Source organism: Carnobacterium sp. 1290_CSPC (assembly GCF_001053265.1).
Taxonomy (GTDB): Bacteria; Bacillota; Bacilli; order Lactobacillales; family Aerococcaceae; genus Aerococcus; species Aerococcus urinaeequi.
Map to the genome: position 1 here is coordinate 1 of NZ_JVVG01000048.1, position 21,985 is coordinate 21,985.

Consider the following 21,985-nt stretch of genomic DNA (forward strand, 5'->3'; position numbering starts at 1 on the left):
AAAAATAGTGTCAATGAGATTCAATATGAATTCTCACCAACACTATTTATTATAGAACCTAAATAATAGCATATTGGTCGAGCAATCATTATTAGGCGGTAATATTCAATTCAGGTACAGCTCATAAGACGGGAAGGCCATGACATATTGGTCACCATCACAAGTTACTGTTAATTGACCACTAAGTGTATCAGAAGAAACTTGAATCGATATAGTTCATGATGACGAAACCTGTCGCAGGTCCACGAAGATCAATTTACCGTCGAGGGTAAACTAACGTAAATGGTAGTTGCCAGCTTCTTTAACCGCGATGGCTGTTTCTGACAGGATATTTTCCTTTGTGATGTTAATTATCAAGTCCTCTGGTAACCACTTTTCTAAATACAGAAGCAGGATTAGCTTCAAGTAATTGTTCTGCAAATGCATCGACGATATATTGCTTCATATACTTTACGCCTGCAATCTGGAATATCTCTTGCGATTAATTTAGTGGATATTTCAAAAATGTAAATAGGTGATTGTCGTATAGGCATCGACATGGTTAATTTGAGTGCAAAAAAAACCATGATGATCATCGGATAATGGATGCCACCATGGTATAAGGAATTAATAAGTATGTTCTCTAAATAAACTGATTACGCGTCCTAAAATTTGTACGTCTGGTAAAATAATAGGCTCTAAGCTATGGTTTTCTGGTTGTAGGCGAATATACCCATCCTCTTTAAAGAATCGTTTACAAGTAGCTTCACCTTCGTCTGTCATGGCGATTACAATATCACCATTTTGGGCAGACAATTCTTGACGAACGATAACGAAGTCTCCGTCTAAAATGCCTGCTTCAATCATTGAATCACCACGGATTTTCAGCATAAATAGGGATTCTGATTGGTTTTTCAAAGTAGGCGGAATAGGGAAATAATCTTCAATATCTTCAACGGCAGTAATTGGTTGACCGGCAGTTACCGTACCAATCATTGGGATACCTTGACTAGATACACCTAGTAATTCCAAGCCTTTTTCTGTGATTTCCATAGCACGCGGTTTAGTCGCATTCCGAAGTAGATAACCTTGCTTTTCTAATTGAGAAAGGTGGCCATGGACTGTAGAAGTTGAAGATAGGTTCACGGCTTCACAGATTTCCCTTACTGTTGGGGGGAACCCTTGACTTTGAATGTTTGAATAGATACATTTTAGAATTTGTAGATGACGTTCTTTCATTAGCTGTACTCCTTTTTTGTGGGTTATGAGTTCTAACTATTCACGTTTTATTTTATAATCAGTATAGCACATACGTTCGGTCAATACAAACGTACATTCGATGAATGTGAAAATACTGACCAATATTCGTCTGATAGCCTAGTGTTTGGTATAATAGAGGGCATAATCATACACGTAATAAAATAAAAGAGGTGTCAAACATGGGAAATAAGGGTTTCTTATTTATTTTTAACCAAGCTGCTGGGAAAAAGAAGAAGGCCGATATAAATGCATTGGTATTAGACCGGGCTTCAAAAGCAGGATTGAATAAAGACGATATCTTTTTAGTGTATTCGACATCAAAGGCGTCTAGCCAATTTTTGATTGACCGTTTTTCAGAAAAATATCGATATGGGGTAGTTGTTGCCTGTGGTGGTGATGGAACTGTCCATTCAATCGGGAATTTGATGATAGATACTGCGCTTACTTTTGCTATTTTGCCCTTAGGTACTGGGAATGACTTATATACTGGCTTATATGGCAACCGTTCGGTTAAAGACCAGATTGACCATATTTTTAAGGGTAAAACGAGCGAAACGGATGCCATTTATATTCCTGAATTAGACTTGTATACTATGAATATTTTGAGTGTTGGCGCCGATGCGAATGTTGTTTTTCAAGCCAATGACTTTAAAGAAAAGCATAAATTCTTGCAAAAATACGCCTACATGGCTTCGATTCCAAAGGCCTTACAAGCAGGTACGGCATTCGATATTTGCCTAATAGCCAGAAAAGAAGGGGCAGAGTTGGAGCTGATGGATGAGCCATATATTCTGGCCGCATTATGCAATGGGGTTATGTATGGTGGTGGTTTTAAGATCAACACTGATGGTCAAGTGAATGACGGCCTTCTAGAATTGGTTTATGTACAAACCATGCCTATGCATAAAATATGGGCTGTCTTATACAAGTTTTTCGCTGGAAACCATGAAGATTTGGCAGAGCTAGATAATGTATTATGTGATGAAGTGATTTATGCCAGTAAGGATGGCAGCCCGATGGTTCTGAACTGTGATGGGGAAATTTATCAATTACCAATATTTACCTGTCAGGTGAAGAAACACGCTTATAAACGGATTATTTAGAAAATATATGTAGTAAAAAGACCGACTGGTTTGATGACTACCCTTGCGAGCGAGCTAGGGGGGAGCAATCTGCCAATCGGTCTTTTTGTATATTCAGTGATGAGTTTTTAATATCGATACTTAAACGATTTTTGTTGGTGTGACAAAGATCGTTTTTTGTTCAAAGTAATTCACGAATCCAGGTTTACTTCCGTTTGGTTTTTTCACGTGTTTTACTTGCGTGTAATCAACGGGCACATTATTGGATTGGCTATATTTTGAAAAGGATGCGGCTAATTCAGCTGCTTGGATGATTTCAGCTTCACTAGGTTCATCGGTTTCTAAAATAACATGTGAACCAGGAATATCCTTGGTATGGAACCAAAAGTGGTTTTTATTGGCCTGGCGCATGGTTAATTGGTCGTTTTGTTTGTTGTTTCGACCAACTAAAATCCGGTTACCTTCCACTGTTTTATATTCACGCGGTTTAGCTGAGCCATTATTTGACCGTTTTTTCTTATCTTGTTTTTGTTTTTTAAGATAACCCTGGTCAATTAATTCATCCCGTATATCCGCCAATTCATTTGGTTCGGCGAAGTTCAATTGGGTTTGGATGGATTCTAAATACTGGATCTCAGCTTCAGCAACGACTTTTTGTTTTTCGATATGATTAATGGCATTCCGTAGTTTATTATACTTATGGTAGTATTTCTGCGCATTTTGTGACGGTGTTAAGGCAGGGTCTAAGCTAATCGTAATGGGTTGATCATTGTCGTAGTAGTTGGCTAGAGTTACTTCAGTTTGGCCTTTTTCAATTTGGTAAAGGAAGGTTGTCAATAATTCACCTTTTAACTGGAAAATGTCGGCCTTAGATGATTTCTCCATATCCTGGTTTAAATTAGCCAACCGTTTGTGTTGATGAGTCAGATTCTTCTCAACGACTTGAATAATGGCATTACCGACTTGACGGACATAATCATGCTTACTCTTCTCTGCATAATAAGCCGTTAATAGGGCGCTCAAATCGTCATAATGACTTTCTTCTCCTGAAATTGTTGTGTAAGGGAAGACTAAGAAATGTTGCTTATCATCTTGGACCACTAAGGTTGGATTTGGATTTTCAAAGTCCGCACAGAAGTCTTGAATCACTTGATAAGGTTTACGACTATCTTTTTCAATTAAGCTTGCCAATTCAATTGCTGAATCACGACCTAATCCCATAAGTTGACTCTGTAAGAATTTAGCTGTCATTAAGGACTTGTCGGATTCAAAGTTTTCGCCAACCTTAAAGGGATTAACCTGGTTTTGGATTGGGGGCAGTTGGTAAGTCGCCCCAGGTAGGATCGTTCTAAAAGTATTTTGGTACATGGGCACATGTTTGATGGCATCGATAATCTTATTATCCTTATCTAATAAAAAGATATTTGAATGACGACCCATAATTTCAACAATCAATTGTTGCTGGCTAGCGTCGCCTAATTCATCTCGTCTAGTTAAATTGAAGAGGATAATCCGGTCATTGTCGTACTGTTCAATGCTATCAATAATGTTCCCTTCAACATACTTACGCAATACCATAGTAAAGTTTGGTGGGGTTTCTGGGTTATTATAAGCTTGTTCTGTGACTTGGATACGCCCAAAACTTGGATGGGCTGAAATCAATAATTTGTGATTTTTGCGATTTGCGCGAATTGTTAAGACCAACTCCATATCGTATGGCTGTTGGATTTTATGAATACGTCCGCCCGCAAATGTTGTGTTTAATTCTTTAATCAGTGCATGGGTAAACATACCGTCAAATGACATGTAAGCACCACCTTCCTAGCGTTTCATTATAAGGGATATTGGCGATTTTAGCAAAAGTTGCGATTTTTCGCTGACAAGATTTTTTCTAGGCAAAAATGCTCATATTCCAGATATTATGCTTGTCATTTTTCTCATGATTTGTTAATATTTGTTTAATGAGATATCAAAGACGAAGGGAGCCACTCAAATGTTAACTGCTGTGCAAACAATGAAATACTGGCAAAGCCACATGAATTAGTTGTATCTGCACGAGTGCGCATAGATACAACTTCAGTTTTCTGGACTGTATTTATGTGGAGACAAAATTTGAGCCTTTCAAAATAACCCCCACATAGACATGATAGTAATGATTTATCAATCAACTATGTGGGACCCAGCGTCCTACAGTTTAGAGTGGGGCGTTTTTTATTGTCAAAATTAGGAGGAAAGACATGAAGAAAATTTCAAGTATGGGTGCGGTATTAGTGCTTGCCCTTTTTGCATTATATCTAGCAATGCCAACCCTTATTGCAAAACGAGAAGGGCTAGAAGCTACAGGTCAAGAGGTGGATAAATCTCAATTAGTGGAAACAGAAGAAGACATCACTATCGGTTTATTACAATTTATCCAACATCCTTCATTAGACCAAATTAAAGATGGTTTCTATGATGGCATGGCTGAGCGTGGCTATGTAGATGGTGAAAACATCACAATTGACTACCAAAATGGCCAAGGAAACCAATCTGATTTAGCCATGATTGCGAATGCTTTTCTTGCTGAAAATGCAGATATTTTAGTCGGCATCGCAACGCCAGCTGCTCAAGCTTTAGCCAATGCTGCTAACGGCGATCGTCCGGTAATCTTATCTGCGGTATCAGACCCAGCTAACAACGGTTTTATCGCTTCTGATGAAAAACCAGGGGCTAATGTAACAGGGGTTACAGATATGGCACCAGTTGCAGAACAATTTGATTTAATGCAAGAAATTTTACCAGATATGGAAAATGTCGGCATTATTTACAATTCTTCAGAATCGAATGTAACCAAAACGGTTAGTGAAGCCAAGGCTGAAGCTGAATCAAGAGGATTGAACGTAGTAGAATCTACCATTACTTCAACAAATGACCTAGCATCAGTTGCTGAACAATTGGCTGGCCAAGTGGATGTTATCTGGGTACCAAATGACAATACAATTGCTAGTGCTATGGATACCTTAATTCAAGTAACAGATGCAAACGGCATTCCAGTTATTCCAGTAGTAGACGCTATGGTTGCTGACGGTGGGTTAGCGACAGTTGGTATCAACCAATATCAATTCGGTTTAGATACAGCGACAGTAGTAGCAGATGTCATTGAAGGCGCAGATACAGCAACTTATCCAATTATCTATAATGACAAAACAGATACCTACATCAATACACCTAAAGCTGAAGAATTGGGCATTAAACTACCTCAAGAATTGATTGATGCGGCAATTGATGTTAACAGTGACGAATACGCTGAATTAGTTGGCGAATAAGGAGGGGACCATATGGACATGATAATTAGTGCTTTTTCTCAAGGGACAATCTGGGCTGTAATGGGTCTTGGAATCTATATTACTTTTAGAATTTTAAATGCACCGGATATGACAACTGAAGGGTCGTTTGTATTGGGTGGTGCCATTGGTGCCCAAATGCTTTACTTTAATATTGATCCTTTTGCGACATTGTTGATTTCATTTTTAGCAGGTATGGCTGCAGGTGCTATTACAGGGTTTTTAGTAACGCGCTTGAAAATTAATCCGTTATTAGCAGGGATTATTACCATGACAGGGATTTACTCAATCAACTTGAAAATCATGGGTAAGGCCAACATGTCATTATCAACGGTGACGACTTTAAAAAACGCGATTGCTGGTTTATCCTTGCCACGTAATGTAGATACCATTGTGATTGGTTTAATCGTTGTAGTAGCTATTATTTTACTGTTAACTTATTTCTTTAAAACAGAAATGGGGCAAGCTTTGATTGCAACAGGTGATAACATGCAAATGGCTAAATCACTAGGGATTGAAACGTCAGAAATGACTATGCTTGGTTACATGCTAGCCAATGGATTGATTGCTGTTTCAGGTTACATTGTCTCTACTGATAACGGCTATGCTGATATTCAAATGGGTGTTGGTACTGTTGTTATTGGTTTAGCTTCTATTATTATCGGGGAAGTCCTATTCCGCAATGTGAAATTAGGGGTTCGCTTTATCACGATCCTAGTGGGTTCAATTATTTATCGTTTACTATTAACGATTGTCTTAATGATGAACTTTGAAGCGAATGACTTCCGTCTATTCTCAGCAATTATCGTTGCTCTATGTCTGGCTGTTCCAACCATTCAAAATAAAGTGGCTGACTACCGTGAATACAGAAAGGTGGCTAAATAATGACGACCTTATTAGAAATTAACCAAGCAAAAAAAGTATTTAACAAACGAACACCGGATGCCTTTGCAGCCCTAGATGACTTATCATTAATAGTAGAGAAGGGCGACTTCATTACCATTGTTGGGGGTAACGGGGCAGGGAAATCAACCCTATTGAACGCCATTGCCGGCACCTTCCTGTTAGACTCAGGTGCCATCACTTTAAACGATAAAGATATTAGTCGTCTTGCTGAAGAGGACCGGGCTAAATTTGTTTCCCGAGTATTCCAAAACCCGTCAATGGGGACAGCACCACGTATGACCGTTGAAGAAAACTTATCATTAGCTTTGAAACGCGGTCAAAAACGAGGTCTAGGTTTAGCTATTAAAGATGACAACCGCAAACAATTCCAAAAGGCATTAAGCCAATTGCATTTAGGCTTAGAAAATCGATTGGATGCTGAAATCGGCTTATTATCCGGAGGGCAAAGACAAGCGATTGCCTTATTGATGGCAACTATCACTAAACCAGAAATTTTACTATTAGATGAACATACAGCAGCTTTAGACGCAAAGACATCTAAACGTATTCTAGAAATTTCATCTGACCAAGTAAAAGACCACAACCTAACAGCCTTAATGATTACTCATAACCTACAAGATGCCTTACTATATGGTAACCGGATGATCCTTTTACACCACGGTAAAATTATTAAAGATTTTAGTAAAGAAGAAAAAGACCAGTTAACAGCAGGTGATTTATACCAAATCATGGCTGACTTGGCTGAATCAGACTATCAAGAACAAGAAAGTTCTATTTAACCAAATAAAAGCGTCACAGTCCAAATCCTAAATCATGATGATGAGGAAAAGGGCGTGACGCTTTTTTTATAAAAACGACTGAAGCTTATCCTTCAGTCGTTTCATTTAATTTGATTAAACTAATTTTGCTAAACGGTCTGGTTGGAAACCATAGAAAGCTTCTTCGTTTTCAGCAACGATTACAGGTACAGCTTGGAAGCCCATGCCTTTAACTTCAGCTAATGCTTCTTCTGATTCTGTAATATCGATTGTTTGAAATTCGATTTCTTTTTCAGTTAGATATTTTTTTGTGAAATTGCATTGCATGCAATTTGGTTTTGTATATACAGTTACCATTATTATCCCCCTAAATATGCCACATGTAGTTGTGATTTATCTTATGAACACAATATATAGGGTTTATAGTCCTGAGTCAAGTTGTTTAGCTCAAAATCTTTTTGCAAAAAATGTAACTCGTTCTAAAAGCTTGATGTATGGGAATTTCCAAATCTATCAAAATTTAATGAGTATTTAGAAGTGCAAATTTGGTACTTCATTCATTATTAATGATCGAAACAACCAAGTTTAAATTCTACCAAAAATAAAAGCCCTTGTCACTTGTAACTTGAAAACAAGGGGGACAATTGTATAATGAATCAAATGCTATCAAGAAATGTGGGAGGTAATATATATGAAGAAAATAGCGTTGGGACTAGTGGCAGCAGCAATGCTTGCGGCTTGCGGTGATTCGGGCGAAAGTACAGAAAAGATATTGAATATCCAATCCACGGATGAAATTCAATCAGCTGATACGGCCTTTGCAGCATCGAATATTGCGACCATCACAGCCAATATGAACTTTTATAACGGTTTGTACACGTATGATTTGGACAACCAATTAATTGCGGCTGATGCAGACGATATGCCGACTGTTTCCGAAGACGGAACTGTCTACACCATCCAGTTGAAGGAGGCAGCGACTTGGTCAAACGGCGACCCTGTAACCGCAGATGATTACGTCTATGCATGGCAACGAATGGTTGATCCTGACTTGGGTGCACCCTATGCCTATATGTTTGACGGTACAATCAACAATGCCACAGAAATCATGGCTGGCGAATTAGATACCAGTGAATTAGGTGTTCGGGCAGTGGATGATAAAACTTTGGAAATCACCTTAGAAAATCCAACAGCTTACTTTAAAGATCTTTTGACCGTACCTGCTTACTACCCTCAAAATCGAGAGGCAGTTGAAGCAGCAGGTGACAAATACGGGTCTACCAGTGACTCTGCTGTCTATAACGGACCATTTGTTTTGACTGAATGGGATGCAGCGACTGGAAACACTTGGACTTTTGCAAAAAATGACCACTACTGGGATGCTGACAATGTGAATTTAGATACGGTTAATTTCCAATACCTACCTGAAACAGCAACCGCACTAAATTTATACGATTCTGGCCAATTAGATGTCATCGAATTAACTGGTAACTTTGCGGTCCAAAATCAAAATAATGAAGACTACAAAACTTATCCAATCCCGCGGACGAATTATATCGAAGTTAACCACGAAACACCGGGATTAGATAACTTGAATATCCGCCGTGCCCTCTACCAAGCCATCGACCGGGAAGCTTTTGTAAATAATATTCTACAAAACGGTTCAATTGCTACCACCGGCTTCGTATCACGTGAAGTGGCTTGGAACCCTGAAACTGAAGGTGATTTTAGAGATGATGCGACGATTGAAACAGATTACAATTTAGAAGTTGCCCAAGAAAATTGGGAAAATGGTTTGGCGGAGGCTAACCTAGAAGGATTATCTTTAGAGATGGTTGCGGCCGATGACGAGGAAAGTCAAATTTTTGCGGAGTATATTCAATCGCAATTAACAGAAAACCTGCCGGGTATTGAAGTTACCATAAAGACTATGCCGTCATCTGCTCGATTTGCAGCCTTATCTGATGGAGACTATGACTTAGGCGTCACTTTCTGGCAAGCTGATTTCGGGGACCCAATAAACTATTTAGAACGTTTTGATTCTACTATTACCCGGGGGAACTACCAATACGAACAATTAGATGAATTGGTGGCCCAAAGCCGCGCGCAAGCCCTTGACCCAAGTGGTAGATGGGAAACGCTGATTGCGCTTGAAAAAGCTGGTTTAGATGACTATGCTGTTCAAATTCCAGCGTATCAGTCCTATCAAGCAATTTTAGAAAATCCACAAGTATCTGATATCAACCGACCAGGTCAATCATATATCAACTATAGATGGACCGATATTCAGACAGCGGAGTAGGGTAATGACAGATAATCTAACGTAATAGACGGTACTTTCAAAATTCCGTGTAAAAATGTTTATCATTTTGTCGTAAAAAACTTTTCTTCTTTGGCGATTTTGTATATAATAAGTACTGTTCTCATTATATTGTAATAATTAAGAACAGAAAGTAGGAATTAACATGAATGCACAAGAATATATTAAGGTCACTCAAGAAAGATGGCACAAGCAATACGAAGCTGAACCAGAATTCATCCAAGTTTTAGACGAATTCTTAGATTCTGTTGCGCCAGTAATTGAAGAGCATCCTGAATATGTAGAAAAAAACATTCTACAAGTTCTAGCGATTCCAGAAAGAATCATTTCTTTCCGTGTTCCTTGGACAGACGATCAAGGAAATGCTCAAGTAAATACTGGTTACCGAGTACAATTTAACTCAGCGCTAGGACCTTATAAAGGTGGGCTTCGTTTCCATCCTACAGTAAACCAAAGTATCTTAAAATTCTTAGGTTTTGAACAAATCTTTAAAAATTCACTTACCGGCCAACCAATCGGTGGTGGTAAAGGTGGTGCTGACTTTGATCCAAAAGGTAAGTCAGACAACGAGATTATGCGATTCTGCCAAAGCTTTATGACGGAATTACAAAAATATATCGGTCCAGATAAAGATGTACCAGCCGGTGATATCGGTGTTGGTGGACGTGAGATTGGCTTTTTATTCGGCCAATACAAAAAATTACGTGGCTTTGAAAATGGTGTCTTAACTGGTAAACCATTATTATATGGTGGATCATTAGCACGTACTGAAGCAACTGGATACGGTGCTGTATACTTCTTAAACGAGATGTTAAAAGCTAAAAACGATACAATTGAAGGTAAACGCGCGATTATTTCTGGTGCGGGTAACGTAGCTATCTACGCTGCTGAAAAACTTCAAGAACTTGGCGGTACAGCGATTTCAGTATCAGATTCAACAGGTTACATCATCGATGAGACTGGTATCGACGTAGCCCTTTTACGTGATGTAAAAGAAGTTCGCCGTGAACGTTTAACTGCATATGCAGAAGCTAAATCTACAGCAAGCTACTTTGAAGGTTCTGTTTGGGACCACGAAATTGCAGCTGACTTAGCAATCCCGGCAGCAACACAAAATGAAGTGAAAAAACCACAAGCTGATCAATTAGTTAAAAATGGCGTGAAATTCATTTCTGAAGGTGCTAACATGCCTTTAGATGCACCAGCAACAGAAACGTTATTAGCAAATGATGTTTACGTTGGACCAGCGAAAGCTGCCAATGCCGGTGGTGTAGCAGTTTCAGCACTAGAAATGGCACAAAATAGCCAACGTCAAAGTTGGACATTTGAAGAAGTTGACGGCATGTTACAAGATATCATGAAAAATATTTTCAGCGAATCGAAAGAAGCTGCAAGCACATACGGTAAAGAAGATAACTTAATTGCCGGTGCAAATATTGCTGGTTTCAAAAAAGTTGCAGACGCAATGATTTCTCAAGGTTTAGTATAATTCAAATACATTACACACGATGTGTAAGCGAGAGGTTGGCTAATATGGTCAACCTTTTTGCGTGTAAAGGGTTAGGCATATTCTTTTACTAGTGCTAGAATGAAAGAAAAGGGGTGAAGTTTGTGACATTATCAAAGGTTGATTTGAATTTAACGGCTGTTAAAAGACTTATACCAGTTCGTGACGAGGACGCCTATAAAAACCTGTTTGGTCATGTCCTGATTATTGCGGGGAACCATGCCATGGGTGGAGCTGCCCAATTGGCGACCATGGCTACAGTCAATTCGGGGGCAGGTTTAACCACGATTGCAACTGATTCAGCTAACTTGCCCGCTATCCATACTGTTTTGCCGGAAGCCATGATTATCGATTGGACGGATGTGTTTGCTGTCAAGAAGATGATTGAGAAAGTGGATATATTGTTGGTTGGACCCGGATTTGGGATGGATAATCTGGACTTATGGAAGCTAATCAAAACCACAATTGCATCCTCTAAACGCTCATTGAAGATCATCTTGGACGCAGATGCTTTAAATTTACTGGCGGCAGATTTGGCAGAAGATGAGGATAAGAAAATCCAAGAATTACTTTCCCCTGATAATCAACATGAAATCATTTTGACACCCCATCAAGGAGAATGGCGTAGACTAACTGCAGGAAAAGTCCGGGCCGACGACCAAGAGGGTATTCAAAATTGGGTAGACCAAGCGGGTACTATCCTAGTATTAAAAGGGTCATCAACGGAAATTTATGTGCCAAATGAGCCGGTAAGTTACCGAAATCCTGGTGGTAATCCTGGCATGGCAACTGGCGGTATGGGTGACACGCTAGCGGGGATGATTGCTGGTTTAGCAGGTCAATTAAACAAAACTGCAGATGCAGTTAAGCTGGCGGTTTTCTTACATTCCTACATTGGTGACCAGCAGTATGAATACCATTACGTCGTCCTACCTAGTCAAATTAGCAAACAAATTCCATATGCAATGAAAGAAATCTCAAAGAAAGAAATTTAAAAGTACAGTTAGAAAGTGTGATGAAATGGCAAGTAGGAAATCGCGATATAATAACCCTTCAGCGGGCATATTAATTTTAACCCGGGAATTGGATGGAAAAAAGCAAGTCCTGTTACAACACAGAGGGCAAACGGAAATGTTAGCGAATGTGTGGGATTGTATATCTGGACATGTTGAAGCGCAGGAAACGGTACGCCAAGCCATGGTTCGAGAAGTCTATGAAGAATTGGGCATTCAAATTCAGGCAGACGATTTAGAATTTGTGGGTCTAACCCACCTACGTGTAGATGATGAAACTACTTACTATAATATTTATCTGACGAGCAATCGATTTGTGGGTACCCCGCAAATTATGGAAACCGATAAACATGATGATTTAAAATGGGTGAACTTGTCCGATTTACCGGCTATGGCGGATGAAATCGTCCAAAATCGTTACCACGCCATCCAACATTTGGGGCAGCCACCATTTTATTCAGAAGAAGGATTTGCGTAAAAGGCGGTCATAAAAAAGCATTTTTTATGGAAGAGGACATGAATTTTGCTGTTCTCTTTTTTATTTTGAAAGAAAATGATTGATTCTGAATGTTTTTGCGTGTATAATGGTTGTGGTATCGAGTAAGCGTTTGCATCTCCTTTACAAAATATTTACATGAAAGGAGTTCGAAAAAGATGTTATTAGAAGAACGAAAAACCATCATCTTAGATTACTTAAACCAGCACCATATGGTCGATTTGCAGACTTTAGTCACCATGACTAGTGCCAGCGAGTCAACCTTGCGTCGTGATTTAGATAGTCTGGAAGATGAAGGACTCTTAATTCGCGTTCATGGTGGTGCCAAGTTGAAGAAGGGTGCTAATCCTGTAATTGGAGAAGAACCCCGATTTAGTGACAAGGTACTCGATAATGCAAATGAGAAGCGAATGATTGCCCAATATGCAGTGAGTCTGATAGAAAAAGGCGAAACTATTTATCTAGATGCCGGTACAACTTCTTTACTAATGCTTGATTTCATCACACCAGACATGCAATTAAATATCATCACGAATGGTGTCAATCAAGCGATTGTTGCAGCTGGTAAAGGCTTGAATATCCAATTATTAGGGGGCACCTTACGGGGTAATACCCAAGCAATTGTTGGTCAAAGCGCTCATAAGCAATTAAAGAAATACCATTTTCACCATGTGTTTTTAGGAATGAATGGGATCGATTTAAATGATGGACTGACGACAACTGACGAAGCGGAAGCCTTTTTGAAAGAGCAAGCAGCCTATCAAAGTATAGACGTTCATGTCATGATTGACCAAAGTAAGTTTGAGAAAACTTATCCAATCACGGTAACCTTAAATTGTGAATTTCAAGTCGTTACAAATATTTTTAAAGACCGACATGCAAAAGAAGATTTTACTCAAGTATATAAAATAAAGGAGGTCAACAATTGATTTATACACTAACGTTAAATCCATCAATCGATTACTTAATGTACATTGATGAGATCCAAGCAGGGAAGACGAATAGATCAACGCGTGAACAGATGTTACCAGGTGGGAAAGGGATTAATGTATCCCGAATCCTAAACCAATTTGAAGTACCCAATATTGCCTTAGGTTTTGTAGGTGGTTTCTCAGGGGACTTTATACGCGAATGGTTGGAAAAAGAAGGGTCATCTACTCAATTTATCGAAATTTCTAGTCCAACACGTATCAATGTGAAGACTAAAGGAAAAAATGAAACAGAAATTAACGGTGCAGGCCCTGTCATTGATGAAGAGGCGATTAACCAATTGCGCCAACAAATTCAGATGATGACTTCAGAAGACTTGATAGTCCTTTCAGGTAGTAAAGCACAAGGGTTACCGGAAGATTTCTACTTAAGCTTAATTAGCTTATTGAAAGAACGTGGTATTCCATTCATCTTCGACACAGCAAGCCAAGAACTAATCGAAGCCTTACCAATGGCACCACTTTTAGTCAAACCAAACCAGGATGAGTTAGGTGACTTATTCGGTGTTGAAATCAATTCACTAGATGACGTTGTATTATATGGTAAGAAGTTACAAGAATTAGGTGCAGAAAACGTCGTTGTATCACTAGGTGGTGACGGTGCCTTATTTATTGACAAAGAGCGTATTGTTAAGGCTGATGCACCTCAAGGTAAAGTCATCAATACAGTTGGGTCTGGTGACTCAATGATTGCCGGATTTGTTGCTGGAGTACAACAAGGTTTACCAGCTTCTCAAGCCTTTGTGCTAGCGGTACAAAGTGGGAGTGCCACAGCATTTAAAGAAGACTTGGCGGAGAAGGAAGACATTGATGCTTTAAACGGGGCAGTGGGTCTATCATTTTTACATAAATAAGGTATACAATCGTAAATGAAGGAGATAGATATGAAAATTACGGATATTCTACGTGAAGAGTTAATGATTCTTGATGTAAAGGCAGATAACAAAGCCGCTATTTTAGACGAGATGGCGCAAAAATTAGTGGATACTGGGGCAGTGAGCGACTTTGATAGTTTCCGTTCAGACATCCAAAAACGTGAAGATACTATGAGTACTGGTTTAGGTAATGGTATCGCTATGCCTCACGCGAAAAATGAAGCAGTTACCAAAACTTCAGTTGTATTTGCTAAAAAACAAGGCGGTTTAGACTTCGAATCTTTAGATGGCCAACCAGCTGAATTGTTCTTTATGATCGCTGCTGAAGGTGGCTCTGCGGACACGCATTTACAAGTACTTGCTGAACTTTCTAAGTTACTAATGAACGAAGACTTCATTGCTGCTTTAAAAGGTGCCCAAGATACTGCAGCTGTTACAGGTATTTTAAACTTAGCACAAGCACAATTAGACGCAGAAAACAAAGAAGAAGAATCTTCTACTGATGTTTCTGCAGCTGACGTTGACGAAAAGCAACCATATATCATTGCGGTAACTGCTTGTCCAACTGGTATTGCCCACACTTATATGGCTGAAGATGCTTTGAAGAAAAAAGCAAAAGAACTAGGCGTACAAATTAAAGTTGAAACACGTGGATCTGAAGGCGTTAAACATGGTTTAACTAAAGAAGACATCGACAAAGCTGACGGAATCATTGTTGCGGTAAGTAAAAATGTCCCAATGGGTCGTTTCAACGGTAAAAAAGTGGTTGAACGTCCAGTTGCTGACGGTATCAACAAAACTGAAGAATTGATTAATTTAGCTTTATCTGGCGACGCACCAGTTTACACAACTAACCGTCAAGATGAAGATGATGCTTCAAGTGAAGACGGTGCAGGTTCAGGTCGTTTCAACTTCAAGTCATTATACAAAGACTTAATGAACGGTATCTCAGCAATGTTACCATTCGTTATCGCTGGTGGTATTATTATTGCCATTTCATTCTTAATTGAACGATTTGCCGGTAGCGAATCTGCCTTATTCTTAGGTTTCAATGGTATCGGTTCTGCAGCCTTTGCTTTCCTAATTCCAGTATTTGCTGGTAATATCGCTAAATCTATCGGTGGTCAACCAGCCTTAGTAGCCGGATTCTCCGCAGGTGCCTTAGCAAATACTGCTGGTGCCGGATTCCTAGGTGGTTTAGTTGGTGGTTTCCTTGCTGGTTATGTGACAATCTTAGTCATTGAAATGCTTAAAGGGTTACCAAAATCACTTGCAGGTACTAGAACAATCTTATTCTACCCAGTACTTACGTTATTAATTACTGGTGTTATCATGTACTTTGTATTAGGGCCAATTTTTGCTGGTATCAATACCGGTATGTTGAACTTCCTGGAAAGTTTAGGTACTGCTAACTTAGTATTACTAGGTGCCTTACTTGGTGGTATGATGGCAATCGACATGGGTGGTCCATTCAATAAAGCAGCTTATGCCTTCTCTATCGGTATCTTTACAGATACAGGTGATGGTAAATTCATGGCGGCAGTTATGGCCGGTGGTATGGTGCCACCATTAGCAATCGCTTTGGCGTCAGTTTTATTTAAAAATAAATTTACTAAGACAGAAAAACAATCAGGTTTAACAAACTTCATTATGGGTCTAACATTCATTACAGAAGGTGCTATCCCATTTGCTGCTGCTGATCCATTACGCGTGATTACTTCTAGCGTGCTAGGTGCTGCTGTTGCTGGTGGTTTAACACAATTCTGGACAACTAATGTACCTGCACCACATGGTGGTATCATCACTATGGTGGCGTTAGGTAACCAACCATTACTACTAATCTTAGCGGTAATTATCGGTTCAATTATCTCAGCCTTAGTTTTAGGTTTCTGGAAAAAACCAGTAGCTGAAGAAGACAGATAATCATTAGGACAACAAAAATACAAAAAATGCACGAAATTGCCGAGAGGTGAGTTTCGTGCATTTTTTTGTTTAATAAAATCATGTATTGCAAAATTGGAAAGCGAATCTGCTATATGAGAAATAGCACATATTTTATAAAGCGGCCCTAGTGATTGTCCTATTTTTGTATTTTTTAAAAAATAAATCAGTAAAGAATTGTTTAAGTAAATTGATAAAGACTTAATTACGCCAACTAATCAAAAATTAATGGTATGATATTTTAGAATGAAAATAATCGTGCTAGGAGAGAGTTTATGCGGGTTAAAGATATATTACTTAAAAATAAAGGCCAAGCCTTTTGGGCATTTATGGCTAAAGTAGCCGAAGCCATTTTAGAGTTATTAGTGCCTATCGTGATGGCTACATTGATTAACATGGGGATTAATCAAGACAATCCATCAGTCATCATAAGACAAGGGATCTTGTTAGCAGTATTGCCTTTACTAGGTTATTTAACGGCCTTGGTTTGTCAATATTTGGCTTCTAAAGTTGCCCAGGATATTGGGACTGAAGTGCGGTTAGAAATGTTTAAAACATTAAACCGTATGGATAGAAAGCAATTGGATAATATTACAGCTTCGTCAGTGGTTCTAAGAATCGAAAACGATACACAAAACTTACAATTGGCCATTGCCTTAATGATCCGACTAGGTTCTCGTGTGCCAGTTTTATTAATCGGTTCAATTGTGATGGCCTTTTATGTGAGTCCAACCTTGGCGCCTATATTTATCATCGGTGGATTGATCATTGGTGCTATCTTGATATACATTAATATTTTTACTAATAAACAAAATGGCCAAATCCAACGTCGAATGGATCAATTATCGCGCATCGTGCGTGAAAACTTTTCGGGCATCCGGGACATTCGTGCCTTCGCCAACGAAAAACATGAAGTCGACCGATTCGAAAAACAAAACCTGACTTTAAGAGGCGAGCAATTAACCATGGGCGCCTTCCAAGCGCTGGCTAACCCGTCAAGTCTTTTCTTAGTTAACTTAGCCATTGCTTTTATCTTGTTCTTCGGTGGAAGACTGGTAAATAATGGCCAGTTTATGCAAGGGGATGTCGTTGCCTTAGTTCAGTATATGAATAATATTCTCTTGGCTTTAAATGTACTCGTGAATATCTTACTTGTATTTAGTCGCGGGATTGCTGGGACAAACCGAATTGATGAGGTTTTAGCCATCGAACCAGAAATCTTAAGTGGCCGGGACAAACTTTCTGGGCATGAACCCTTGGCCATTCAATTTGATGATGTAACTTTTGGATACGGAGAGCGTAATACCATTGAAAATATCACAGCTGATATCAAACCTGGTTCCTTCTTTGGGATTATCGGGGGGACGGCATCTGGTAAATCGACCTTAGTTAACTTGTTGTTACGCAATGACGATGTCAACCAGGGGCAAATTATCATTAACGATAGCTTGATTCAAAACTTAGACCTGAGTGCCTACCGTCAAAAAATCGGTCTAGTCCCTCAATCGGCATCCCTATTTACAGGGACGCTTAGGGATAATCTATTGATGGGCAAAAAGAACATCAGTGACCAAGACTTGTGGCAAGCTTTAGAGATTGCGCAAGCCAAGGACTTTGTCGCTCAAAATGATCTGGGCTTAGACATGCCCGTTCGACAAGGTGGTAAAAATTTTTCAGGTGGACAAAAGCAAAGGCTAACGATTGCCCGTGCCTTAGTTGGCCAACCGCAAGTTTTAATACTAGATGATTCGTCAAGTGCCTTAGACTTCGCCACTGAATCGAAATTACGCCAAGCATTAAGCAAATTAAATACCACTATTATCATGATTTCACAGCGTGTATCTTCAGTACAACAGGCTGATCAAATTTTAGTCATGAATAATGGACGCAGTGCTGGTGTTGGTAGTCACGATGACTTACTAGCATCCAGTGATATATATCAAGCGATTGTTGCTTCGCAAATGCAAGAAGAAAAGGAGGATTAGCAGATGGATAAAACAACATTCTCATGGCTGATGGATTACATTAAACGTTACCGTTGGACAACAATCGGCTTATTCCTGTTTTCGACGATTACCGTCCTTTTTCAAGTTTTAATACCCATTCAAATCGGACAGGCAGTGAATGAAATCGTTGGTTTGGACCAAGTGGATTTTAAAGTTCTGTGGCAAGCCATTATCTGGCTGGGTGTGTTCGCCTTAATTGCAGCCCTAGCTCAGTATTTACAAAACCAGATGTCTAACCGATTAACCTACCATATTATTGCGGACTTACATAGAGACGCCTTTAATAAGATCCAAAAGCTACCTTTATCATACGTGGATAACCATTCTTTAGGGGACCTCGTTTCTCGCGTCATTAATGATGTCGATTTAGTCGGTAATGGTTTATTACAGAGTTTTAATAACTTATTCTCTGGAGTGATCTTAATTGTCGGGGTTATCGTGATGATGTTATCCCTAGATGTTAAAATCGGGCTAATTGTCATTATTTTGACCCCAATTTCTGTGGTTGTTTCTTATATTATTGCCAGTAGAACCTACCACCGCTTTACTGAACAGGTCAATTTACGTGGGGAACTCGGTGGATACGTGGATGAAATGGCCCAAGGGCAAATGATTGTCCGTGCCTTTACCTTTGAAGACGACGCCATTGAACAATTTACCAGTATTAACCAAAAAGTGCATGAGTCAGGTCTGTGGTCACAATTTTATGGGGCCTTAATTAACCCAACGTCGCGTGTTTTAAACTCCATTGTGTATGCTGTTGTGGGTGTAGTTGGTGCTTTTACTGTATTATCTGGCCAATTAAGTGTGGGGATTTTCTCTTCATTCTTAACTTACGCCAACCAATACAACAAGCCATTTAATGATATTTCTTCTATTATTAATGAAATGCAAACATCTTTAGCTGCGGCTGCTCGCGTCCATGAACTGATGGGGGCTAAGGAAGAGACACCTTCACGCGACCAAGCAGAAATTGCATCGGTTGAAGGTGCAGTTGATTTTAAAGACTTAACCTTCCATTATGATAGCCAACGACCTTTAATTGAAGACTTAAATATCCATATCAAGGCTGGGGATACAGTAGCCATTGTAGGTCCTACTGGGGCTGGGAAAACGACCCTTATCAACCTTCTGATGCGGTTTTATGACCCAGTAGCCGGCGGGATTCATATTGACGGTGTCAACACCTTAGATATGCAACGTAACTATCTACGACAAAAATTTGGAATGGTTTTACAGGATTCTTGGATTTTTGAAGGAACCATTTTCGATAATATTGCATACGGTAAGTCGGGTGCAACCATGGAAGAAGTGGTTGCTGTGGCTAAAAAAGCCCAGATCCATGACATGATCATGCAAATGGACCAAGATTACCAGTTTAAATTAAGTGAGAACGGGGCCAACATTTCTAAAGGGCAACAACAATTAATTTGTATTGCGCGCATTATGCTGACTGACCCAGACATGTTGATATTGGATGAGGCGACATCTTCAATTGATACGATGACGGAGAAGGCGATTCAAGAAACCTTTGATGCAATGATGGTCAACCATACAACCTTTATCGTAGCCCACCGATTGTCAACGATTGAAAATGCCGACCAAATCTTATATATGGAAAACGGCCATGTCTTAGAACAAGGCAGCCATCAAAGTTTATTAGAAAAAGAGGGTAAGTACTTCAATCTATACCAATCGCAATTTGATCATCAAGCTGAATAAGTCCTTGTTGAAGAAGGCACACATCAAAAAGCTAGCGGCAATTTTCGCTAGCTTTTTTGTCTACCCTCATCTTATAAATAGTTTAGAATCGTCGTAATATCCCGTTGAGTGACAATTCCAATAATATCTTTAGGTTTTCGGACATCGTCTTCTTCCGAAATCAATAAGACTTCATTTCGGTTGTTGCGCATCAAGTCGACCATTAAATCATCTAATTCAAAAATTGGGGTATCGGGTGAGATGATTTGTTTACTGGTAATTTTCTTATGATGGCTATGATTGATGATTTGCCTTACTTGATATTTGGAGAAGTCCATATAGAACCAAGCATTTTTGGTAATTTCATCCGCAATAAATTTGGTGATGAGTTCTGCAGAAATAACGGATACCAAGCGTTCCTTATTGAAGACGGGTAATTGGGATACTTGATGGTGGTGTAAATCAGTCAAGGCTTTTTCTAGACTATCATCCATATTAATGGCAAAAACTGGTTTGATAAATTTTCTAGTTGACGGTATTTCTGTCAGTAATTTGTTGATTTCAAAGAGTTGTTGATTGGTTTCTTCAGAAGGATAAGCCAGGTTTACTTCAACCTCTGTCTTGTGGTGGGTCAACAAGTTGCGTAACTGGCGAATCTGGTCTAAAAATTGATGGTTACGTTTGATTACTTGGTTTGTTTTGGCCAATTCTTCTACACATTGGAAGAAAGTAGCATCATCATCCGCTAATAATCTCTTCATGGTTTGGTGTAAGGCGTTAAAGTGGCTAATAAAGGCGACTGTTACTGAATAGGGTTTATCCCTAGTAAATTCTTCAGAATAATGACTGGTCATCTTGGCAACCTCCTTCTATCTACTACTTTAATTATAACAAAAAGATGATGGAATAATGAATTGCAATACTCTTGAGCAAATAAATTACAACCTTAGGTGTGCTAGCTGATTCTGACATCCAAGCGATTGAAGACTTGGAAGGGAAAAAATTTGGCGATAACACTGTATTGAAGGGGATTGACTTTCAAGTGAACGAAGGGGAAGTTGTCGCAATTATCGGGCCGTCGGGTTCAGGAAAATCAACCTTTTTACGGAGTTTAAACTTACTAGAATCACCAGAATCAGGAACCATTGAAATTAACGGGGTTAAAGTCACAGCACCGGATATCAAAAAGCAAGATGCCTTTGACTTTAGACAGCAAACTGCCATGGTATTCCAACACTATAACTTGTTCAGAAATAAGACAGTATTAGAGAACGTAACTTTATCTTTAATTTCAAATAATGTCATGAAAAAAGATGAAGCTGCTGAATTTGGCGAAAAATTATTGAATCAAGTGGGCTTGTCGAAACAAAAAGACCAGTACCCAGTGACTTTATCAGGTGGACAACAACAACGGGTAAGTATTGCCCGGGCTCTTGCTGTACAACTTAAAGCAATTCTACTAGATGAGCCAACGTCTGCCTTAGACCCATAATTAGTGAATGAGGTACTAGAAACTATCGAACAATTGACAAAAGGACACACAACACTTGTTATCGTGACGCACGAAATGAATTTTGCCCGCAAAGTGGCAGACCGGGTTGTCTTTATGAATGATGGGGTGGTCGTTGAATCTGGACGGCCGGATGAAATCTTCACTAATCCAAAAGAAGAGAGAACCAAGCAATTCCTAAAAGAATATATTGGGGCCAATGAGTACGTTATCTAAATTGTCCTGATATGGTACCAAAATCGTACTAAATAAAGTCTTTTGATAACTTAAAAGTAGAAGATTGTACATTGATGAACTTGATAATTGACTTTTAAAAAGT

18 protein-coding genes and 1 pseudogene are annotated in these 21,985 nt (G+C 39.2%); 14 read left to right on the top strand and 5 right to left on the bottom strand.

Annotated elements, in window-relative coordinates; translation table 11 throughout:
• Positions 1 to 273 precede the first annotated feature (273 nt).
• Entirely contained in the window at positions 274 to 426 is a 153-nt protein-coding gene (locus AC973_RS09955; RefSeq protein WP_192828981.1) for a hypothetical protein, read from the bottom strand.
• A gap of 180 nt (positions 427 to 606) precedes the next feature.
• Positions 607 to 1,218 (bottom strand): transcriptional repressor LexA, encoded by a 612-nt coding sequence (gene lexA, locus AC973_RS03240; protein WP_016897164.1) that lies wholly within the window; start codon positions 1,216 to 1,218, stop codon positions 607 to 609.
• Positions 1,219 to 1,418: 200 nt separating this feature from the next.
• Between lexA and AC973_RS03245 the strand changes: the two genes are divergently transcribed.
• The gene (locus tag AC973_RS03245; protein ID WP_048727230.1) at positions 1,419 to 2,342 is read left to right on the top strand and encodes a diacylglycerol/lipid kinase family protein; all 924 of its coding nucleotides are present in this window, start codon (positions 1,419 to 1,421) and stop codon (positions 2,340 to 2,342) included.
• A 120-nt stretch (positions 2,343 to 2,462) separates the two neighbouring features.
• Here the strand turns inward: AC973_RS03245 and AC973_RS03250 are convergent, their stop codons facing one another.
• Positions 2,463 to 4,127, bottom strand: a complete 1,665-nt coding sequence (locus tag AC973_RS03250) for an NFACT RNA binding domain-containing protein (RefSeq protein ID WP_048727233.1) — start codon at positions 4,125 to 4,127, stop codon at positions 2,463 to 2,465.
• Between the two features lie 431 nt (positions 4,128 to 4,558).
• Between AC973_RS03250 and trpX the strand changes: the two genes are divergently transcribed.
• The 3 genes from trpX to AC973_RS03265 are packed head-to-tail and all read left to right on the top strand — an operon-like array spanning position 4,559 to position 7,329.
• Entirely contained in the window at positions 4,559 to 5,626 is a 1,068-nt protein-coding gene (trpX, locus tag AC973_RS03255) for a tryptophan ABC transporter substrate-binding protein (protein ID WP_048727236.1), read from the top strand.
• 12 nt (positions 5,627 to 5,638) lie between these two features.
• Entirely contained in the window at positions 5,639 to 6,529 is an 891-nt protein-coding gene (locus tag AC973_RS03260; RefSeq protein ID WP_048727239.1) for an ABC transporter permease, read from the top strand.
• Positions 6,529 to 7,329, top strand: coding sequence for an ABC transporter ATP-binding protein (locus tag AC973_RS03265; protein ID WP_048727241.1), 801 nt, complete (start codon positions 6,529 to 6,531; stop codon positions 7,327 to 7,329). The genes AC973_RS03260 and AC973_RS03265 overlap by 1 nt, the downstream gene beginning before the upstream one ends.
• Positions 7,330 to 7,443: 114 nt before the next feature.
• Here AC973_RS03265 and nrdH read toward each other — a convergent pair whose 3' ends face one another.
• Positions 7,444 to 7,665: a glutaredoxin-like protein NrdH gene (nrdH, locus tag AC973_RS03270; RefSeq protein WP_016897158.1), complete on the bottom strand. Its 222-nt coding sequence runs from the start codon at positions 7,663 to 7,665 to the stop codon at positions 7,444 to 7,446.
• Positions 7,666 to 7,999: 334 nt separating this feature from the next.
• On the opposite strand from nrdH, the gene AC973_RS03275 reads away from it, so the two are divergent.
• The 9 genes from AC973_RS03275 (at position 8,000) to AC973_RS03315 (ending at position 20,177) form a co-directional block, all read left to right on the top strand.
• Positions 8,000 to 9,610: a peptide ABC transporter substrate-binding protein gene (locus AC973_RS03275; RefSeq protein WP_048727246.1), complete on the top strand. Its 1,611-nt coding sequence runs from the start codon at positions 8,000 to 8,002 to the stop codon at positions 9,608 to 9,610.
• Positions 9,611 to 9,773: 163 nt separating this feature from the next.
• Complete coding sequence (gdhA, locus tag AC973_RS03280; protein ID WP_048727248.1) at positions 9,774 to 11,117, top strand: NADP-specific glutamate dehydrogenase; 1,344 nt, start codon at positions 9,774 to 9,776, stop codon at positions 11,115 to 11,117.
• 122 nt (positions 11,118 to 11,239) lie between these two features.
• The gene (locus AC973_RS03285; RefSeq protein WP_048727250.1) at positions 11,240 to 12,130 is read left to right on the top strand and encodes an NAD(P)H-hydrate dehydratase; all 891 of its coding nucleotides are present in this window, start codon (positions 11,240 to 11,242) and stop codon (positions 12,128 to 12,130) included.
• A 25-nt stretch (positions 12,131 to 12,155) separates the two neighbouring features.
• Complete coding sequence (locus tag AC973_RS03290; RefSeq protein ID WP_034252652.1) at positions 12,156 to 12,626, top strand: NUDIX hydrolase; 471 nt, start codon at positions 12,156 to 12,158, stop codon at positions 12,624 to 12,626.
• Positions 12,627 to 12,802: 176 nt separating this feature from the next.
• Positions 12,803 to 13,573, top strand: coding sequence for a DeoR/GlpR family DNA-binding transcription regulator (locus AC973_RS03295; RefSeq protein WP_048727255.1), 771 nt, complete (start codon positions 12,803 to 12,805; stop codon positions 13,571 to 13,573).
• Entirely contained in the window at positions 13,570 to 14,487 is a 918-nt protein-coding gene (gene pfkB / locus AC973_RS03300; protein WP_048727260.1) for a 1-phosphofructokinase, read from the top strand. The genes AC973_RS03295 and pfkB overlap by 4 nt, the downstream gene beginning before the upstream one ends.
• A gap of 30 nt (positions 14,488 to 14,517) precedes the next feature.
• Positions 14,518 to 16,431, top strand: a complete 1,914-nt coding sequence (locus AC973_RS03305) for a PTS fructose transporter subunit IIABC (protein WP_048727263.1) — start codon at positions 14,518 to 14,520, stop codon at positions 16,429 to 16,431.
• Between the two features lie 293 nt (positions 16,432 to 16,724).
• A complete protein-coding gene (locus AC973_RS03310) occupies positions 16,725 to 18,434 on the top strand; it encodes an ABC transporter ATP-binding protein (protein ID WP_048727266.1) in 1,710 nt (569 codons plus the stop codon).
• A gap of 3 nt (positions 18,435 to 18,437) precedes the next feature.
• The gene (locus AC973_RS03315; RefSeq protein ID WP_048727270.1) at positions 18,438 to 20,177 is read left to right on the top strand and encodes an ABC transporter ATP-binding protein; all 1,740 of its coding nucleotides are present in this window, start codon (positions 18,438 to 18,440) and stop codon (positions 20,175 to 20,177) included.
• A 71-nt stretch (positions 20,178 to 20,248) separates the two neighbouring features.
• Here the strand turns inward: AC973_RS03315 and AC973_RS03320 are convergent, their stop codons facing one another.
• Positions 20,249 to 21,010, bottom strand: coding sequence for an HPP family protein (locus tag AC973_RS03320; RefSeq protein WP_003142673.1), 762 nt, complete (start codon positions 21,008 to 21,010; stop codon positions 20,249 to 20,251).
• 116 nt (positions 21,011 to 21,126) lie between these two features.
• Here AC973_RS03320 and AC973_RS03325 point away from each other — a divergent pair.
• Positions 21,127 to 21,882 (top strand): annotated as a pseudogene (locus AC973_RS03325) (amino acid ABC transporter ATP-binding protein).
• Positions 21,883 to 21,985: the final 103 nt, after the last annotated feature.

What these genes read in the sequence shown, in the direction of transcription:
- trpX (WP_048727236.1), top strand. Translation starts at nt 4,559, where the DNA reads ATGAAGAAAATTTCAAGTATGGGTGCGGTATTAGTGCTTGCCCTTTTT.
- AC973_RS03310 (WP_048727266.1), top strand. Translation starts at nt 16,725, where the DNA reads ATGCGGGTTAAAGATATATTACTTAAAAATAAAGGCCAAGCCTTTTGG.
- AC973_RS09955 (WP_192828981.1), bottom strand. Translation starts at nt 426, where the DNA reads ATGCATTTGCAGAACAATTACTTGAAGCTAATCCTGCTTCTGTATTTA.
- AC973_RS03265 (WP_048727241.1), top strand. Translation starts at nt 6,529, where the DNA reads ATGACGACCTTATTAGAAATTAACCAAGCAAAAAAAGTATTTAACAAA.
- AC973_RS03295 (WP_048727255.1), top strand. Translation starts at nt 12,803, where the DNA reads ATGTTATTAGAAGAACGAAAAACCATCATCTTAGATTACTTAAACCAG.
- gdhA (WP_048727248.1), top strand. Translation starts at nt 9,774, where the DNA reads ATGAATGCACAAGAATATATTAAGGTCACTCAAGAAAGATGGCACAAG.
- AC973_RS03260 (WP_048727239.1), top strand. Translation starts at nt 5,639, where the DNA reads ATGGACATGATAATTAGTGCTTTTTCTCAAGGGACAATCTGGGCTGTA.
- AC973_RS03315 (WP_048727270.1), top strand. Translation starts at nt 18,438, where the DNA reads ATGGATAAAACAACATTCTCATGGCTGATGGATTACATTAAACGTTAC.
- lexA (WP_016897164.1), bottom strand. Translation starts at nt 1,218, where the DNA reads ATGAAAGAACGTCATCTACAAATTCTAAAATGTATCTATTCAAACATT.
- AC973_RS03245 (WP_048727230.1), top strand. Translation starts at nt 1,419, where the DNA reads ATGGGAAATAAGGGTTTCTTATTTATTTTTAACCAAGCTGCTGGGAAA.
- AC973_RS03275 (WP_048727246.1), top strand. Translation starts at nt 8,000, where the DNA reads ATGAAGAAAATAGCGTTGGGACTAGTGGCAGCAGCAATGCTTGCGGCT.
- AC973_RS03250 (WP_048727233.1), bottom strand. Translation starts at nt 4,127, where the DNA reads ATGTCATTTGACGGTATGTTTACCCATGCACTGATTAAAGAATTAAAC.
- AC973_RS03305 (WP_048727263.1), top strand. Translation starts at nt 14,518, where the DNA reads ATGAAAATTACGGATATTCTACGTGAAGAGTTAATGATTCTTGATGTA.
- AC973_RS03320 (WP_003142673.1), bottom strand. Translation starts at nt 21,010, where the DNA reads ATGACCAGTCATTATTCTGAAGAATTTACTAGGGATAAACCCTATTCA.
- nrdH (WP_016897158.1), bottom strand. Translation starts at nt 7,665, where the DNA reads ATGGTAACTGTATATACAAAACCAAATTGCATGCAATGCAATTTCACA.
- AC973_RS03290 (WP_034252652.1), top strand. Translation starts at nt 12,156, where the DNA reads ATGGCAAGTAGGAAATCGCGATATAATAACCCTTCAGCGGGCATATTA.